Source organism: Delftia sp. WSY_16 (assembly GCF_043104415.1).
GTDB lineage: Bacteria > Pseudomonadota > Gammaproteobacteria > Burkholderiales > Burkholderiaceae_C > Comamonas > Comamonas tsuruhatensis.
The window spans coordinates 125,529-143,031 of the sequence record NZ_JBICKS010000037.1; the positions used below are offsets into that span (position 1 = coordinate 125,529).

Consider the following 17,503-nt stretch of genomic DNA (forward strand, 5'->3'; position numbering starts at 1 on the left):
CTTGGACACAGCCGCAGCAGCAGCCCCGGTCCTCGCTGATCAGCCTGACCTCCTATCAGGCCTCCATGCGGATGATCTGGCGTATGGCCTCGCCACGCGCCAGGCGGTCGAAGCCCTCGTTGATCTGGTCCAGCGTCAGGTGGCCGGTGACCAGGCGGTCCACCGGCAGCCTGCCGGCCGCATGCAGGGCCAGGTACCGGTCGATGTCGCGGCGCGGCACGCAGCTGCCCATGTAGCAGCCCTTGAGCGTGCGCTCCTCGGCCACCAGGTGCCAGACCGGCAGGCTGATGGCCTGGGCGCTGGAGGGCAGGCCCGCCGTCACCGTCTGGCCGCCGCGCCGCGTGATGCGGTAGGCCATCTCCAGGGCCTTGGCCGAGCCCACCATCTCGAAGGCATGGTCCACGCCGCCGCCCGTCAGCGCCCGCACCTGCTTGACGGCATCCTCGTCGCCGGCGTTGACGGTGTCGGTGGCGCCGAAATCGCGCGCCATGGCCAGCTTGTCGGCATTGAGGTCCACGGCCACCACGCGGGCCGCACCCGCCGCCGCCGCGCCCATCACCGAGGACAGGCCCACGCCGCCCAGCCCCACCACGGCCACGCTCTGGCCGGGGCTCACCATGGCGGTATTGGCCACCGCGCCCACGCCGGTCATCACGGCGCAGCCGAACAGCGCAGCCAGCTCCAGCGGCACCGACTTGTCGATGCGGTGCACGCCGCGGCGCGAGAGCACGGCATGCTCGGCAAAGGCCGAGACGCCGACGAAGTGCGAGATGGGCTGGCCATTGCGCGACAGGCGCCTGGCGCCCGACAGCAGGGTGCCCGCCACGCCGGCCTGGCCTGCGGGCTCGCACAGCACGGGCCGGCCCTCGGCGCAGGGCTGGCAGTTGCCGCAGCCGGGCACGAAGAGCATGACCACGTGGTCGCCCACCTCCAGGTCGGTCACGCCCTCGCCGAGGGCCTGGATCACGCCTGCGGCCTCATGGCCGAGCACGATGGGCGTGTCGCGCGGACGGTCGCCGTTGATGATGGACAGGTCGGAGTGGCACACGCCTGCGGCGGCCACCTTGACCAGCACCTCGCCGGGGCCGGGCGGCGCCAGGTCCACCTCCCAGATCTCCAGCGGTCGGCTGTCGGCATAGGGCGCGGCTGCGCCCGTTCTCGTGAGTACGGCGGCGCGTGTCTTCATGATGTCTTCACCAGCTTGCAGCTGCTCCTGGACAGCGGGCGGAAGGCCTCGTCACCGGGGATGGTGGAGAGCACCTTGTAGTAGTCCCAGGGGTATCTGGATTCCTCGGGCTTCTTGATCTGCACCAGGTACATGTCGTGCACCATGCGGCCGTCCTCGCGCACCTTGCCGTTCTGGGCGAAGAAGTCCTCGATGGGCATCTGCTTGAGCTGGCGCGCCACCGCGTTGCCGTCGTCGCCCCTGGTGGCCTGCACGGCCTTGAGGTAGTTGGTGACGGCCGAGTAGGCGCCCGCATGGATCATGGAGGGCATCTTCTTCATCTTCTCGAAGAAGCGCCGCGACCAGGCGCGCGTGGCCTCGGTGCGGTCCCAGTAAAAGCCCGTGGTCAGCACCATGCCCTGGCCGTAGCGCAGGCCCAGCGCATGCACGTCGTTGATGAACAGCAGGCTGGGCACCAGGGTCTGCCTGGGCGCGATGCCGAACTCGTGCGCGGCCTTGATGGCGTTGACCGTGTCGCTGGTGGCATTGGCCAGGTTGATCACCGAGGCCTTGGAGGCCTGGGCCTGCAGCAGGAAGGACGAGAAATCGCTGGCATTGAGCGGATGGAAGGTGGTGCCCACCAGCTTGCCGCCGCCGTCTTTCAGGAAGTCGGTCACATTGGCCGTCATGGCCTTGCCGAAGGCATAGTCCACGCCCAGGATGAACCATTCCTTCTTGCCCTGGGCCAGGATGCCGCGCACCGCGCCGTTGGCCAGCGCATAGCTGTCGTAGGTGTAGTGGATGGCCGTGGGCGCGCAGTGCTCGTTGGTGAGGATGTCCGAGGCGCCGCCGGTGTTGATCACCATCTTGCCGCGCTCGCGCGCCAGGTTGTTGACGGCGATGGCGACGGCCGTGTTGTTGATGTCCACGATCAGGTCCACGCCGTCGCGGTCGAACCAGGTGCGCGCATGGGTGGCGCCCACGTCGGCCTTGTTCTGGTGGTCGGCCCAGACCACCTCGATCTTCCTGCCCAGCACCTGGCCGCCGAAGTCGGCCACGGCCATCTTCGCAGCCTCGACGGAGCCGCGCCCCGCCGTGTCCGCGTACAGGCCCGACATGTCGCTGAGCACGCCGATGCGCACCACGTCGTCCGATATCTGCTGCGCCTGCGCCGCCGCCGTCCACAGCAGGCCGGCGCCCAGCGCGCAGCCGGCAGCGCGCGCCTTGGTCAAGCCGCCTCGCATCAAGCCTTTCCGCATATCCGTCTCCTTGTCTCGGGGTTGTTTTTCTGGATACCGAAGGCAAGCCTAAGCAGGCCATAGCGGCCCGCCTATGCGCGATTGCGAAAGGCGGGGTTGCAGCGCTGCGAAGCCGGGTTTGTCCCGAGTCCGGCCCGCCGCCGTGCTCAGTCCGCCTGGATGCCGGCCACCTTGACCACCTGGGCCCATTTGCGCAGCTCGCTGCTCAGGCGCTCGCGCATCTGCTGCTGGGTGCCGGGGTCGGCCTCGGCGCCGGCCGTCAGCAGGCGCTCGCGCACGGCGGCATCGCGCAGCGCGGTGTTGAAGTCGGCATTGATGCGCGCCAGCACGGCGGGCGGCGTGCGGGCCGGCGCGAACAGCGCGGCCCAGGAATAGGCCTCGTACTCGGGCAGGCCCGACTCGGCAATGGTGGGCACCTCGGGCAGCATGGCCGAGCGCTGGCGGCTGGCCACGCCCAGCACCTTGATGCGGCCCGACTTGATGTGCTGCAGCGCGCTGGGCGCATCGGCAAACATCAGCTGCACCTGGCCACCCAGCAGGTCGTTCATGGCCGGCGCGCTGCCCTTGTAGGGAATGTGCTGCAGCTTGATGCCCGCATGCATGTTGAACAGCTCGCCGGCCAGGTGCGTGCCGCCGCCATTGCCCGAGGAGCCGAAGCTCAGCCCGTTGCCGGACTTGGCCAGCGCGATCAGCTCGCGCACGTTGCGGGCGGGCACCGAGGGATGGGCCACCAGGAAGACCGGGAACATGGCGGCAAAGCTCACGGGCGCGAAGTCACGCTCTATGTCGTAGGTCATCTTCGGCTGCAGCGCCGGGTTGACCGCATGGTGGATGGAGCCCACGAACAGCGTGTAGCCGTCGGCAGGCTCCTTGGCTGCGAGGGCCGCGCCCACCATGCCGCCGGCGCCCGCGCGGTTGTCCACGATGCAGGGCTGCGGCCAGATCTCGCCCAGCTTCTGGGTGAAGGCGCGCGCCGTGGTGTCCACCGGGCCGCCGGGCGGAAAGGGCACGATGAAACGCACGGGCCGCGTGGGCCAGGCATCGGCCGCAAACGCCGGCCGGACTGCAGGCAAGAGGCTGCCGGCCGCCAGCGCGCCACCGGCGGACAGCAGGCGGCGGCGGCGCGAAGAGAAGGAGGAAGTGGCAGAAGGCAGGAAGGAAGACGGGGGCATGGCGAAACTCCGGGCAACGGGCGGCGGCTTGCCGCGCGGCCCATTCTGGGCAAGCCGCCCTGCGCCGTGTTTCGCGAATGTGGAAGGCGCGCTTCCAGGGCTCCCAAGCGGTGGAAACCCTGGGAAGCGGTCCACTCCGATGCAGCCTAGTGGCTGATCATCCAGGGCCGCCGCGAGGGCGCGGACTTCGCGCCGTTGGGCGCCGTCACCGTGGCGCTGCGCCGCCCCGATCCGCAGCAGCCGCAGCCTGCCGGGTGCCTGAGCCGCGCATAGTCATAGTCGCGCGAGCTGGCGGGCTCGTGGCGCGCGCGCTCGTTGGTGGCCATGGCGCGGCGCGTGCCGTCGGCCATCAGCGCCAGCCGGGGCGCGGCGGCCAGCACGCGCCCAGCCGCCGTGCCGCAGCCGGGGCAGGCCGCAGGCTCGTCGCGCAGGCGCAGCGGCCGCAGGGCCTCGAAGCCGCCGCATTGCGCGCAGTCGTAGTCGTAGGTGGGCATGGGTGGGCTCTTTGGCGTCAGCGCAGGTCGGGGGACAGGGGCATGTCCACGCTGCCGTCGAACTGGACGACGGGCCCCGCCGCGTTGGGGTTGATGTCGAAGTCGAAGATGCCCGTGGGCAGCCACAGCGTGGCGCAGGAGTTGGGCACGTCCACCACGCCGCTGATATGGCCCTGCACGGGCGCCGTGCCCAGGATGGAATACGCCTGGGCGCCGCTGTAGCCGAACTTCTTCAGGTATTCGATGGCGTTCAGGCAGGCCTGGCGGTAGGCCACGTTGACATCCAGGTAGTGCTGCCTGCCGCTCTCGTCCACCGAGATGCCCTCGAAGATCAGGTAGTCGTCATAGCGCGGCGTGATGGGGCTGGGCTTGAAGATGGGGTTCTTGATGCCGTACTTGGCCATGCCGCCCTTGATGAGGCTGACCTTCATGTGCACCCAGCCGGCCATCTCGATGGCGCCGCAGAAGGTGATCTCGCCATCGCCCTGGCTGAAGTGCAGGTCGCCCACGCTCAGGCCGGCGCCGTCCACATAGACCGGAAAGAACACCTTGGCGCCGCGCGACAGATCCTTGATGTCGCAGTTGCCGCCATGCTCGCGCGGCGGCACGGTGCGCGCGCCTTCGGCGGCGGCCTTGTCGCGCGCTTCGCCGCGCATCTGGCCCATGTGGGCCGTGCCGGCCGACGGCGGGTTGGCCAGGCCGGGGACACGTTCGGGGTCGGTGGCGATGAGTGCGCGCTCGCGCTCGTTCCACATCTCCAGCATGGGCCGGTCGGGCAGGCAGCCGATGAGGCCGGGATGGATGAGGCCGGGGAAGTTCACGCCTGGTATGTGGCGCGAGCTGGTGAACATGCCCTTGAAGTCCCAGATCGATTTCTGGGCCGAGGGGAAATGGTCGGTCAGGAAGCCGCCGCCATTGTTCTTGGAGAAAAAGCCGTTGAAGCCCCAGAGGCTGTCGGGCTTGGCGCCGATGTCCAGCAGGTCCACCACCAGCAGGTCGCCGGGCTGGGCGCCCTTCACGCCCACGGGTCCGGACAGGTAGTGCACCGTGGTCAGGTCGATGTCGCGCACATCGTCGGCGCTGTCGTTGTTCTTGATGAAGCCGCCGGTCCAGTCGTAGGTCTCCAGGATGAAGTCGTCGCCGGGCTGGACCCAGCAGGCCATGGGAATGTCCGGGTGCCAGCGGTTGTGGACCCTTTCGTTGTCGGTGGGCGGGCGGTTCAGGTCCACCTTGATCAGCGTATCCGTCATGTGCAAAAACCTCCTGGGTGGGTGGGGATCGACAGCGGAGAACGGGCCGGGGTGCGGCACGCCATTGCCGGCCTTCCTGTGGCGCCACGCCGTGCCAAAGCGGCGGCGCGCCCTCGGTGCGCCGGCAGGCGGCGCAGGGCGGGTATGAAGAAAAGGCCGGGAATGCATAAACACCATAGCAGCCGTGCCTGCCGGCCCGCCTAGGCAGCAACCCTGGGTTGACATCCGGACGCCGGCGCTGGTGAAGCCACCCTTCCAGATTGGCGAATTGAAGCGGCCCCGCGATGCGGGCATGCTGGCGGACAGCCGCTGCCCTGCATGCCGCCGGGCGCAGCGCCAAGAACACAAAGAATGGAAACACCGCCCATGCACCTGAGCGCACAGACCCACTACCAGGCCGAACTCGATGCCGGCCGTTTCTGCATACAGCAGTGCCCGCAATGCACGCGCCATGTCTTCACCCCGCGCGAGCTGTGCCCGCACTGCGGCGCCAGCCCGCTGCGCTGGGTGCGCGCCAGCGGCCAGGGCACGGTCTACTCCACCAGCACCGTCGCACGCAAGAGCGATGCCGGCGGCGACTACAACGTGGCCCTGATCGACCTGGACGAAGGCGTGCGCATGATGGGCCGCGTCGAAGGCATTGCGCCAGCCGACGTGCGCATAGGCCAGCGCGTGAGCGCCCATGTGGCGAGCAAGGACGGACGCGGCCTGGTGCTGTTCCAGCCCGCGCTGCAACCGGCTCCACAGGCTTCCCATGGAGGTGCAGCATGAGCGCCCGTATCCCCCAATCCACCCTGGACGCCGCCGCCGTGAACCGCCCGCTGCGCGGGCGCGTGGCCATTGCCGGCGCCGCCACCTATGGCTGCGGCGAGGCACCCGGCATGGACGACATGACCCTGCTGGTGCGCGCCGCCCATGCGGCCGTGGCCGATGCGGGCCTGACCATGCAGGACATCGACGGCCTGGCCACCTGCAGCGTCAACGCCAGCATGTGGACCATGCCCGTGATCGAGCACCTGGGCATCAACCCCACCTACGTGGACGGCACGATGATCGGCGGCAGCAGCTTCATCGCCCACCTGCTGCCCGCCATCCGCGCGCTGGAGGCCGGCCAGTGCAAGGCCGTGCTGGTGTGCTACGGCAGCGCCCAGCGCTCGGCCACCTTCGGCCGCAAGGAAGGCCAGGCGGCGCGGCGTTTCCTGGACCCGCAGCCCTATGAGTTCCCCTACGAGCCCGTGCTGCCCGTGACCGCCTATGCGCTGGCGGCCGCGCGCCACATGCACGAGTTCGGCACCACGCGCGAGCAGCTGGCCGAGGTGGCCGTGGCCGCGCGTGCCTGGGCCCAGCTCAACCCCGAAGCCTTCATGCGCGACCCGCTGACCATCGAGGACGTGCTCTCGGCCCGCCCCATCGCCAGCCCCTTGAGCGTGCGCGACTGCTGCCTGGTGACGGACGGCGCAGGCGCCATCGTGCTGGTGCGCGGCGAGCGCGCCCGCGACCTGCCGCGCCCCCCCGTCTACGTGCTGGGCAATGCCACGGCCATCTGGAACCGCCAGATCTCCTGCATGCCCGACCTGACCACCACGGCTGCCGCGCAGTCGGGCGCCCAGGCCTTTGCCATGGCCGGGCTCACCGCGGCCGACATGGACATGGCCCAGGTCTACGACGCCTTCACCATCAACACCCTGCTGTTCCTGGAGGACCTGGGCTTTTGCGCCAAGGGCGAGGGCGGCGCCTTCGTGTCCAAGGGCGGTATCGCGCCCGGCGGGCGGCTGGCCGTCAACACCAACGGCGGCGGCCTGTCCTGCGTGCACCCGGGCATGTACGGCATCTTTGCGCTGATCGAGGCCGTGCGCCAGCTGCGCGGCGAGGCCGGCCAGCGCCAGCTGGGACGCCACCGCACGGCCGTGGTGCACGGCAACGGCGGCACGCTGTCCAGCCAATCCACGGCGGTGCTGGGAACCGCCGAAACCCTCTGAACCGCACAGGAAGCACACCGCAATGATCCGCGACCAAGAAACCCTCGAAGCCCTGCTGGACAGCGTGCGCCGCTTTGTGCGCGAGCGCCTGGTGCCCGCCGAGAACGAAGTGGCCGAGACCGACGAGATTCCCGAGTCCATCGTGCAGGAGATGCGCAACCTGGGCCTGTTCGGCATGACCATCCCCGAGCAGTTCGGCGGGCTGGAGCTGACCATGGAGGAAGAGGTGCGCGTGCTCTTCGAGCTGTGCCAGACCGCGCCGGCCTTCCGCTCGGTGATCGGCACGACCGTGGGCATAGGCTCGCAGGGCATCCTCATCGACGGCACGCCCGAGCAGCAGGCCGCCTGGCTGCCCAAGCTGGCCACGGGCGAGATCATGGCCTCGTTCGCGCTGACCGAGCCCGAGGCGGGCTCGGATGCGGCCTCGCTGCGCACCACCGCCATCAGGGACGGGGACCACTACGTGGTCAACGGCAACAAGCGCTTCATCACCAATGCGCCGCATGCGGGCATGTTCACGCTGATGGCGCGCACCGACCCGGCCAACAAGGGCGCGGGCGGCGTCTCGGCCTTCATCGTGGATGCGAAGTCGCCGGGCATCAGCTTCGGCAAGAACGACGTGAAGATGGGCCAGAAGGGCGCGCACACCTGCGACGTGTTCTTCGACAACGTGCGCGTGCCGGCGGCCAACCTCATCGGCCTGAAGGAAGGCCAGGGCTTCAAGACCGCCATGAAGGTGCTGGACAAGGGCCGCATCCACATCGCGGCCGTGAGCGTGGGCGTGGCGCAGCGCATCCTGCGCGACGCGCTGAACTATGCGCTCGAGCGCAAGCAGTTCGGCCAGCCCATCTGCGAGTTCCAGCTGGTGCAGGCCATGCTGGCCGACAGCCAGGCCGAGCTGTATGCGGCCGAGTGCATGGTGATCGACGCAGCGCGCCGCCGCGACGAGGGCCGCAACGTCTCCACCGAGGCCTCGTGCTGCAAGATGTTCGCCACCGAGATGGTGGGCCGCGTGGCCGACCGGGCCGTGCAGATCCTGGGCGGCTCGGGCTACCTGGCCGAGTTCGGCATCGAGCGCTTCTACCGCGACGTGCGGCTGTTCCGCCTGTACGAAGGCACGACCCAGATCCAGCAGGTCATCATCGCGCGCAACATGGTGCGCGAGGCGCGCGCCGCATGAGCCACATGAGCCGTATGAGTGCACCGCCCCCCGACCGCAATGCCTTCATGCGGCTGATCGGCGCCTCGCAGGTGCCCGCGCCGCCCGGCAAGGTCCATGTGCGCCTGCCCCACATGCGCGAGGAACTGCTCAACCAGCTGCCCGCCGCGCACGGCGGCGTGCTCATGACGCTGCTGGACTCCGTGATGTCGCGCGCCGCCGGCGAGCTGCCCGGTGCGCCATCGCAGACCGCCGTGACGGTGGAGATGAGCAGCCGCTTCCACCGCCCGGGCAAGGGCGCGCTGCTGGCCGAAGGCTGGGTGGTGCACGCCAGCCGCAGCCTGTGCAGCTGCGCGGCGCAGTTGCTCGATGAAGACGGAAAGCTGGTGGCCACGGCCACCGGCACCTTCAAATACTGGCTGGCACCGACCACGCTGGACCGGGGCACGGCCCAGGCCGACTGAACGGGCGGCGGTCGGCGGGCAGCCGTCGGTGGGCCCCTACTCCAGCGTGAGCCGGCCCTGTGCGTCGGCCACCAGCAGCTCCACCAGCTCCTGGGCGAAGGACGGCAGGGCCTCCAGGCTGCGCACGCAGATCTGCATCTCGCGCACCGACCAGGCATCGGACAGCGGCACGATGGCGATGTCCATGGAATGCGCATGGCGGCTGGCGGCCGACTCGGGCAGCACGCCCACGCCCACGCCGGACTCGATCATGCGGCAGGCCGTCTCGAAGTTGCCCACCTGGATGCGCTGCTTGATGGGCCGGTGCAGCTGGTCGCTGGCCTGGCGCAGGAAGGCGTGGATGGCGCTGGATTCGTGCAGGCCCACATGGTCCAGGTCCAGCGTGTCGGCAAAGGCCATCTGCATCTCGCCATCGAGCGCATGGCCGCGCGGCACCACCAGCACCAGGCGGTCGCGGCGGTAGGGCAGGGTCTCCAGGTTCTCGGTGCGCACCAGGCCGGCGACGATGCCGATGTCGGTCTGCCCCTCGGTCACGGCACGCACGATGTCGTGCGACAGGCGCTCGCGCAGGTCGATGTTCACGTCGGGATTGCGGCGCAGGTAGTGGCGCAGTACGGGCGGCAGGAACTCGCCCAGCGAGGTGGTGTTGGCAAACACCCGCACATGGCCCTTGATGCCGCGCACGTACTCCTGCATGTCGCCGCGCAGGTGCTCGATCTGGCCCAGCACCATGCGCGCATGGGTGACGAAGGCCTGGCCCGGCGGCGTCAGCGTCACGCCCTGGCTGGTGCGGTACAGCAGCTTGGTGCCGATGCTCTCTTCCAGGTTCTTGATGCGGGTGCTGGCCGCCGGCAGGGAGATGAAGGAAAGTTCCGCGCCACGCGTCATGCTGTTGGCGTCGGCGATGTGCACCATGAGGCGCAGATCCACAAGATCGAAATGCATGGCCATCCGGCATTGTAGAAAGCCGCAGCGGCCCCGGCTGAGCCCTGCGCGTCAGTACAAACCGCAGTGCCGGCCGGGCGCGAACGCGCGCTTTCACAAATGCGAAGCCACGGCGGGCCGCCGCGCCGTAGCATGGCCCATCTGCCCGGGATAGCCGCCTCAGCCCATGAACCACACAGCAACCCCCTCCCCCAGCCCCATCCACAACACGGCCACCCAGACCGCAGGAGCGCTGGGCCATCTGCGCGTGCTCGACCTCTCGCGCGTGCTGGCCGGCCCCTGGTGCACCCAGAACCTGGCCGACATGGGGGCCGACGTGATCAAGATCGAAAAGCCCGGCGAGGGCGACGACACGCGCCACTGGGGCCCGCCCTTCTTTCCCGATGCGCAAGGCAATCCCTCGGACAACGCCGTGTACTTCGCGGCCTGCAACCGCAACAAGCGATCGGTCACCGTGGACATGGCCACGGCCGAGGGCCAGCGGCTGATCCGCGAGCTGGCCATGCAAAGCGATGTGGTGGTGGAGAACTTCAAGACCGGGGGCCTCAAGCGCTACGGCCTGGACTACGCCTCGCTGAGCGCGCTGAACCCGCGCCTGATCTATTGCTCGGTCACGGGCTTCGGCCAGACCGGGCCCTATGCGCCGCGCGCCGGCTACGACCTGCTGGTGCAGGCCATGAGCGGCCTCATGAGCATCACGGGCCGCGCCGACAGCGAGCCCGGCGGCGGGCCGCTGCGCGTAGGCGTGGCCGTGATCGACCTGTTCACGGGCATGTATGCCACCACGGCCATCCTGGGCGCACTGGAGGCCCGCCACCGCACGGGACGCGGCCAGCACATCGACATGGCCCTGCTGGACGTGGCCATGGCCGTGCTGGCCAACCAGGGCGCGGGCTTCCTGAACACCGGCCATGTGCCGGGCCGCCAGGGCAACACCCATCCCAGCGTCGTGCCCTACCAGGACTTCCCCACGGCCGACGGCCGCATGCTGCTGGCCATCGGCAACGACGGCCAGTTCGCGCGCTTTTGCGAGGCGGCCGGCACGGACTGGGCGAGCGACGAGCGCTTTGCCACCAATGCCGGCCGCGTCACCCACCGCGACGCGCTGATCCCGCTGATGGCCGAACTCACGCGCGGCCGGCCCACGACCGAGTGGATCGCGCTGCTGGAGGACAAGGCCGTGCCCTGCGGCCCCATCAACCACATCGGCCAGGCCTTCGACGATGCGCAGGTGCGTGCGCGCGGCCTGCGCGTGGAGCAGGAACGCTACCCGGGCGCCACGCCGCCTGCCGGCGAGACCATCAACCGCGTGGTGACCACGGCCAGCCCGCTGCGCCTGTCGGACACGCCCACCACGCTGCGCCATGCGCCGCCGGCCCTGGGCCAGCACACGGACGAAGTGCTGCGCCAGCGCCTGGGCCTGGATGCACAGCAGCTGCAGGCCTTGCGCGACCAGGGCGTGGTCTGAACGACCGGCATCGGCAGGCACCTGGCACACGCTGTCGCGCGGCTGTCTTGACGTCCTGAAGGCTGGGGGCCGGCCCGTCGCACCGGCGCACATGACGGCACAAATGACGGAGCGAAAGCCGGTGCGAAGACGGTTCGAAGACGGTGCGGACGGCCGTGTGGCGCGCCCGCAAACCGCTTTTAGGACACGTCCTATCGAAAATCAGATAGGAAGCATTCTCATCATCTGGCGGTGCGGAAATAATCCCCACCACAGATGCACATAGCCAATTCTTTCCTGTCCGAAATCCCTAGGACACCCATCCGCAGCACCTGGGCGCAGAAGGCGGCAGCCGCCGCCAAGCACCGGGCCGCAGCTGGCGTCCGGGCGCCAAAAGGTGTAGGCGGACGGCTCGGCATCTTCCGCATCCACCGCCCCTGCCCTGCATCAGACCCGCGCATGGCCAGCCGCAGTCCTGCCGCCCTGGAAGGGCCTGCGCCATGAGACCCCGCATCAAGGGCCGCATCTGCCGGACCTCGGGCTGGTTCCCCCCCTGAGCGCACGCGCCGGCCCTCGTCATTGCCTTCGTTGATCCCTTTCCACCTTGCTCTGCACCGCAGGCCAGGTGTGCCCTGCTGCACGCCTTTTTTTGCTCCCTTGCCGTTCAAGGGATACGACTTCAGAACTTCGCCATGCAAGCCTTTCGCAACCTCAAGATCTCCTCCAAGCTGCTGCTGGCCTTCCTGGCCGTGCTGGCGCTGACCACCTTCGTGGGCCTGTATGCCGTGATGCGGCTCAGCCAGATCAACCAGGCGTCCGTCGACATCGCCACACGCTGGATGCCCTCGTCGCGCATGCTGCTCACCATCCGCGCCACCACGGCGCGCTACCGCGCCAACGAGCTTCAGTACCTGATCTCCACCAGCGACCAGGATATCAAGGCCTTCGACGCCATCATGAGCGACCTGTGGAGCAAGATCCAGACGAACTACGACAACTACGCCAGCTTCATCCAAACCGAGCAGGAAAGGGCGTCCTACGACGAGCTGGGCCGGCTGCGCAGCGCATATGCCAGGGAGCACGCCATGATCATGACCCTGGCACGCAACGGCCGAAAGGACGAAGCCTTGGTGCTGGCGCAGGGTGAATCGCTGGAGCTGAGCCGGCGCCTGTACGACCAGATCGACCGCATGGTGCAGATCGACCACGATGCCGGCCAGGAGGCCAACAGGCACGCCAATGATCTGTACCGCAGCGCGCGCGCCTGGGTGGTGGGGCTGCTGGCCGCCAGCATCGCGCTGGGACTGGCGCTGGCGCTGGCGCTGGCGCGCATCGTGGCGCGGCCGCTGATCGAGGCCGTGGGCGTGGCCCAGGCCGTGGCCGAAGGCGACCTGACGCGCCGCATCCAGGCCACTACCACCGACGAAACAGGCCAGCTGCTGCACGCGCTGCACCGCATGGACCAGAGCCTCATCCACATCGTCAGGCAGGTGCGCAACGGCACGGACTCGATCGCCACGGCCTCCAGCCAGATCGCCTCGGGCAACAACGACCTGTCGCTGCGCACCGAGCACCAGGCCAGCTCTTTGCAGGAGACGGCTGCCTCCATGGAGCAGCTCACCGTCACCGTGCGCCAGAACACCGACAACGCGCGCCAGGCCAACCAGCTGGCAGCCTCGGCCTCGACCGTCGCCCAGCAAGGCGGCGAGGTGGTGTCCCAGGTGGTGGACACCATGGACGCCATCCATGCCTCCTCGCGCAAGATCGCCGACATCATCGGCGTGATCGACGCCATCGCCTTCCAGACCAACATCCTCGCGCTCAACGCCGCCGTCGAGGCGGCGCGCGCGGGCGAGCAGGGCCGGGGCTTTGCCGTGGTGGCGGCCGAGGTGCGCGCACTGGCGCGACGCTGCGCCGATGCGGCCAAGGAGATCAAGCTCCTCATCGAGGACTCCAACGGCAAGGTCAGCACCGGATCGGCCCTGGTGGCGCAGGCCGGCCAGACCATGCAGAACATCGTCAGCAGCGTGCGCAACGTGACCGACATCATGGGAGAGATCACCGCTGCCAGCGTGGAGCAGACGGCGGGCCTGGAGCAGATCAACCAGGCCATCTCCCAGATGGACCAGGTCACCCAGCAGAACGCGGCCCTGGTCGAGCAAGCCGCCGCAGCAGCACAGTCCCTGCAGGAACAGGCCTACGGCCTGCAGCAGGCCGTGAGCGTCTTCAAGCTGGAGCGCGGCATGGAACTCACCGCCCTGCCCGCCACCCCTCAGCCCATGCCGGCTCCAGACCTGGCCAGGATCACCAGCGCAGCCCAGTCAGGCCGCTGGGAAGCGCATTGATCAGAACGAATGGGCCATGCCCACGCCGAAGGCCGTGCGCGAGCTCTGGTTCTCGTAGCGCTGGTGTCCCAGGCTGGTGTAGAGCATGGTGCGCTTGGACAGCGCGTACTCGGCGCCCAGCGACAGCATGTTGTTGGTGTCTCGGTCCAGGCGCTGGCGCGCATAGCTGGCCTTGAGCGTGGTCGCGCCCATGCCGTAGGTGGCGCCCAGCGACACCATGCGCGACTTGTCGGGCCCCGTGCCGGGCGTGCCCGACTTGCTGCGGTCATAGGCCAGCATCACCGCTGCCGTGCCGATGCGGTACTTGCCGCCCATGTACAGGTCGGTGTCGCCGCTGCCGTTGCGCTCGTGCGCCACCATGGCCGCCACCGCGCCCTGGTCGTAGTTGACCGATACCGAGCGCGCACGGCCCTGGCGGCCGGGCGCCTGGGTGCGTTCGGGCGAGGCGCTCAGGTGCAGGGAAAAGCCGCCGAACTTGGGCGAGTCGTAGAACACGCCGTTGGACATGCGGCCGTATTCGGGCGAGCCGTTGTTGCTGGCGCGGTCGGTGGGCGTCAGGTAGTGGGCCATGTGCCAGGCCGGCGAGGCGATGCGGTTGAAGTTGCCCCAGGGATCGAACTGCCATTCCTGGCTCCACATGGCGCTGAGCGCGCGGCCCAGGCGCAGGTGGCCCCAGTTGCCCTGCAGGCCCACGGTGGACTCGTCATGCCAGAAGGGCTTCTTCGGATAGTCCTCGGTCAGGCCCGTGTCCAGGTCGAAGCGCGTGCTCAGGCGGAAGGTGGTCTTCAGGCCGCCGCCCAGGTCTTCGAAGCCGGCAATGGCCAGGTTGCTGCGCTGAATCGTTCCCAGCTTGCTGGTCTTGTCGAAATCCCGGAACACACCCGCGTCCAGATAGCCACTGATGGTGACGTTGGAGCCGGCGCCAGATGACTGGGCGGCCACCGGCAGGGCGGCAGCGATGGCGAGAGAGGCAAGGGTCAAGCGGGAGGTACAACGCATCCTGAACGGGTTCCTGAAATGAAAGATGGCACAACACCGGCGCGGCCCGGGGGCATGCGCGAACGGCGACGGGGGCTGCCACAACAGGGGTGGCTGGAAAGGTGCGCGGCGGGCTGGTGGCCAGCCGCGACTTGAAGGCAGCCAGGATGCAGATCGCAGCATGATCGCTGCACATTCGTCAAACATCCCGGCCAAAGACGTCAACCGCACAGGTGGCGGGCAACAGGCGGCATTATGAAAGCAGGGGCCGGCGATGACCACGCCACCGTCAGGCCCGGTCAGTTTCGCAAGGCCGGTCTCAGCGGCTGCGCTCGGTGCGCGACACGTCCCAGAGCCGGTTCATCTCGCTGCAAAAGGGCTGGGCACAGGGCGCGCGGCCCTCGTACTGGCAGCCTTCGGTGGTACAGAAATGCGACTGGTGCTCGAAGGCCCGGCGCTCGCGCGGCAGGGCGCCCGAAGCCTGGGCCGCCGCCATGTGCAGCCAGGGATCGTTGCGCTGCTGCAGCATCTGCTGCACCTCCTGCGCGAACGCGGGCGACAGCGACGCCACCGAGGCCAGCCCGGCCGGCGATGCCATGGCGCCACCGGGCTGGCGCAGCGGCTGCAGCTCCAGCAGCAGCAGGGCGCTGGTGCGCAGCGCATCGGCGCCACGCGGCTGCACCACCACGGCCACCGGCCCCGAGGCCAGCGATTGCAGCGATGCATCCAGCGGCAGGCGCAGGCCCGGCTCCGTGGCCTGCGCGCCCGCCAAGGGCAGCGCAGCGCCCGCAGGCAGGGCCGCCGCCGTGAAAGGGGCCGCACCCGGCGCGCAAGCCGATGCGGCCGCCAGCGCCATGGCCGCGCCCTGCGCCTGGGCCCAGGCCTGGGGCACCTGCAGGCTCAGCGTGAAGCCGCGCTCGCCCTGCGGCGTCAGCAGCGTGCCCTGCTGCACCCACCAGCTTTGCAGGGCGGGCAGGGTCTGTGTGGCCCCCCCGGCAGCGCCGCCTGCAATGCCTGCCCCGGCCTGCGGCACCAGCCCGGATCCGGCCAGCAGCGCATCCATCACCTTGCCCTTGGCAGCCGCCACGGCCAGCGTCACTGCGGCAGCGGCGGGCGGCATGGAGGCCGCAGGCGTTGTCGATGCAGACGGGATGGGCGGTCCGGCCTGGGCCGATGGAGCGCTCCGGGGATCCTGCCCGCCAGGCGCCGTCGTGCCTGCCGCCAGCGCCTGGAGCAATGCCGCCGAGCCCGGCTGGGCCGCCAGCAATTGCAGGGCCTGGCCCTGCTGGGTGCCCACCTGGGCCAGCAGGGCCTGCAGCAGCCGGCCCAGCGCCTCGGACACGCCGCTGGCCGGCCACTGCGGCGCAGGCGCGCCGGGGCTGGCCTGCACCTGGCGCGCCAGCTGGGCCACCAATTGCTCGAAGGCCTGCAGGCGCAGGCTTTGCAGCATCTCGGGCGACCAGCGCACGGCCGTGGCCGCTGGCGGCGTGACGGGAACGGAGGGTGAGGCGGATGACGCGGGTGAAGCCGGCGCCACCGGCGCACCAGCGGCCGGGCCGGGCACAGGCGCCGCCACGGGCTGCGGCAGCCCTGCGGCTGGGGACGGGACGGGCGGCAGCGGCGAACTCATGTCAGAGGCTCCGCCCGCGCGATCAGGCCGATTCCGGGTAGAACAGGCGGCGCGTGGGCGTGCTGCCCACGGCCTTGGCGATGGCGCCGATGTGGTCCGGCGTGGTGCCGCAGCAGCCGCCCACGATGTTGACCAGGCCTTCGGCCGCGAACTCATGCACCAGGCGGCTGGTGACTTCGGGCGTTTCGTCAAAGCCCGTGTCGCTCATGGGATTGGGCAGGCCGGCGTTGGGGTAGCAGCTGATGAAGGTCTCGGGCGCGGCCTTGTTCAGTTCCTGGACGTAGGGGCGCATCAGCGCCGCGCCCAGCGCGCAGTTCAGGCCGATGGACAGCGGGTTGGCATGGCGCACGCTGTGCCAGAAGGCCGTCACCGTCTGCCCGGACAGGATGCGGCCCGAGGCATCGGTCACCGTGCCGCTGATCATGATGGGCAGGCATTCGCCGCTTTGCTCGAAGGCCTCGTCCACCGCGAACAGCGCGGCCTTGGCGTTGAGCGTGTCGAAGATGGTCTCGACCAGGATGACGTCGGCGCCGCCCTCGATGAGCGCCAGCGTCTGCTCCAGGTAGGCCTGGCGCAGCTGCTCGAAATTCACGTTGCGCGCGCCCGGATCGTTCACGTCGGGGCTGATGCTGGCCGTCTTGGGCGTGGGGCCCAGGGCGCCGGCCACGTAGCGCGGATGGCCGGGCGTGCTGTACTTGTCGCAGGCCGCGCGGGCCAGCCGGGCGCTCTCGAGATTCATCTCGCGCGCCAGATCGGCCATGTGGTAGTCGTCCTGCGCAATCGTGGTCGCGCCGAAGGTGTTGGTCTCGATCAGGTCGGCGCCGGCGGCCAGGTACTTCTCATGGATGTCGCGGATCACGTCGGGGCGGGTGAGCGACAGCAGCTCGTTGTTGCCCTTGACGTCATGCGGGAAGTCCTTGAAGCGGTCGCCCACGCTGCCCGGGCCCGTGTAGCCCTGGCCCCGGTACTGGGCCTCTCCCAGCTTGAAGCGCTGGATCATGGTGCCCATGGCGCCGTCAAGAATGACGAGGCGCTTGGCAAGGATGGCGGGAAGCTCTTTGGCGCGGGTGTACTGGGGCAGGCTCATGGGCAGCGATTGTAGGAATTCCGGGGCGGCCGTGCCGGGCACGAGGATTCCCCCAGAAAAACGGCCTGCGCCCCAAACAAGAGGCGCGACCTATGAAACTAGCGCACCCCCACGCCAGAGACACCGAGG

The 17,503-nt window shown here is 69.4% G+C and carries 15 protein-coding genes; 6 read left to right on the forward strand and 9 right to left on the reverse strand.

Translation table 11 applies throughout. The annotated features are described in order from the left end of the window. Positions 1-55 precede the first annotated feature (55 nt). The 5 genes from ACF8O7_RS18575 to fmdA all read right to left on the reverse strand — a co-directional run bounded on the left by ACF8O7_RS18575 (position 56) and on the right by fmdA (position 5,340). The gene (locus ACF8O7_RS18575) at positions 56-1,186 is read right to left on the reverse strand and encodes a zinc-dependent alcohol dehydrogenase family protein (RefSeq protein ID WP_126311592.1); all 1,131 of its coding nucleotides are present in this window, start codon (positions 1,184-1,186) and stop codon (positions 56-58) included. After that, positions 1,183-2,424 carry an ABC transporter substrate-binding protein gene (locus tag ACF8O7_RS18580; protein ID WP_126311591.1) on the reverse strand — a complete coding sequence of 414 codons (1,242 nt, stop codon included), beginning with the start codon at positions 2,422-2,424 and terminating at the stop codon, positions 1,183-1,185. The genes ACF8O7_RS18575 and ACF8O7_RS18580 overlap by 4 nt, the downstream gene beginning before the upstream one ends. Positions 2,425-2,570: 146 nt before the next feature. Next, the gene (locus ACF8O7_RS18585; protein ID WP_016450260.1) at positions 2,571-3,596 is read right to left on the reverse strand and encodes a tripartite tricarboxylate transporter substrate binding protein; all 1,026 of its coding nucleotides are present in this window, start codon (positions 3,594-3,596) and stop codon (positions 2,571-2,573) included. Between the two features lie 146 nt (positions 3,597-3,742). Continuing rightward, positions 3,743-4,090 (reverse strand): zinc ribbon domain-containing protein, encoded by a 348-nt coding sequence (locus tag ACF8O7_RS18590; protein WP_126311590.1) that lies wholly within the window; start codon positions 4,088-4,090, stop codon positions 3,743-3,745. 17 nt (positions 4,091-4,107) lie between these two features. Then, positions 4,108-5,340 carry a formamidase gene (gene fmdA, locus ACF8O7_RS18595; protein WP_126311589.1) on the reverse strand — a complete coding sequence of 411 codons (1,233 nt, stop codon included), beginning with the start codon at positions 5,338-5,340 and terminating at the stop codon, positions 4,108-4,110. Positions 5,341-5,706: 366 nt separating this feature from the next. Here fmdA and ACF8O7_RS18600 point away from each other — a divergent pair, with 366 nt between their 5' ends. From ACF8O7_RS18600 to ACF8O7_RS18615, 4 genes are read left to right on the forward strand one after another with little or no spacing between them, the layout of a single operon-like run. Beyond that, on the forward strand, positions 5,707-6,111 hold the full coding sequence (locus ACF8O7_RS18600; protein WP_034365598.1) for a Zn-ribbon domain-containing OB-fold protein: 405 nt from the start codon (positions 5,707-5,709) through the stop codon (positions 6,109-6,111). Continuing rightward, positions 6,108-7,319 (forward strand): thiolase, encoded by a 1,212-nt coding sequence (locus ACF8O7_RS18605; RefSeq protein WP_012202116.1) that lies wholly within the window; start codon positions 6,108-6,110, stop codon positions 7,317-7,319. The genes ACF8O7_RS18600 and ACF8O7_RS18605 overlap by 4 nt, the downstream gene beginning before the upstream one ends. Before the next feature lie 22 nt (positions 7,320-7,341). Beyond that, positions 7,342-8,499, forward strand: coding sequence for an acyl-CoA dehydrogenase family protein (locus ACF8O7_RS18610; RefSeq protein ID WP_013800068.1), 1,158 nt, complete (start codon positions 7,342-7,344; stop codon positions 8,497-8,499). Between the two features lie 14 nt (positions 8,500-8,513). Beyond that, complete coding sequence (locus ACF8O7_RS18615; RefSeq protein ID WP_017406618.1) at positions 8,514-8,942, forward strand: PaaI family thioesterase; 429 nt, start codon at positions 8,514-8,516, stop codon at positions 8,940-8,942. A gap of 36 nt (positions 8,943-8,978) precedes the next feature. Here ACF8O7_RS18615 and ACF8O7_RS18620 read toward each other — a convergent pair whose 3' ends face one another. Then, a complete protein-coding gene (locus ACF8O7_RS18620) occupies positions 8,979-9,893 on the reverse strand; it encodes a LysR family transcriptional regulator (RefSeq protein WP_012202113.1) in 915 nt (304 codons plus the stop codon). A gap of 160 nt (positions 9,894-10,053) precedes the next feature. On the opposite strand from ACF8O7_RS18620, the gene ACF8O7_RS18625 reads away from it, so the two are divergent. Further along, positions 10,054-11,355, forward strand: a complete 1,302-nt coding sequence (locus ACF8O7_RS18625; protein ID WP_126311588.1) for a CaiB/BaiF CoA-transferase family protein — start codon at positions 10,054-10,056, stop codon at positions 11,353-11,355. Positions 11,356-12,026: 671 nt separating this feature from the next. After that, positions 12,027-13,679 carry a methyl-accepting chemotaxis protein gene (locus ACF8O7_RS18630; RefSeq protein WP_034365601.1) on the forward strand — a complete coding sequence of 551 codons (1,653 nt, stop codon included), beginning with the start codon at positions 12,027-12,029 and terminating at the stop codon, positions 13,677-13,679. Here the strand turns inward: ACF8O7_RS18630 and ACF8O7_RS18635 are convergent, their stop codons facing one another. The 3 genes from ACF8O7_RS18635 to ACF8O7_RS18645 form a co-directional block, all read right to left on the reverse strand. After that, positions 13,680-14,678 (reverse strand): porin, encoded by a 999-nt coding sequence (locus tag ACF8O7_RS18635; RefSeq protein WP_126311587.1) that lies wholly within the window; start codon positions 14,676-14,678, stop codon positions 13,680-13,682. It abuts the gene before it with no gap. 298 nt (positions 14,679-14,976) lie between these two features. Beyond that, positions 14,977-16,287 (reverse strand): Fe-S oxidoreductase, encoded by a 1,311-nt coding sequence (locus tag ACF8O7_RS18640; RefSeq protein WP_126311586.1) that lies wholly within the window; start codon positions 16,285-16,287, stop codon positions 14,977-14,979. A gap of 22 nt (positions 16,288-16,309) precedes the next feature. Next, positions 16,310-17,374: a homocysteine S-methyltransferase family protein gene (locus ACF8O7_RS18645; protein WP_017406622.1), complete on the reverse strand. Its 1,065-nt coding sequence runs from the start codon at positions 17,372-17,374 to the stop codon at positions 16,310-16,312. Between the last annotated feature and the right edge of the window lie 129 nt (positions 17,375-17,503).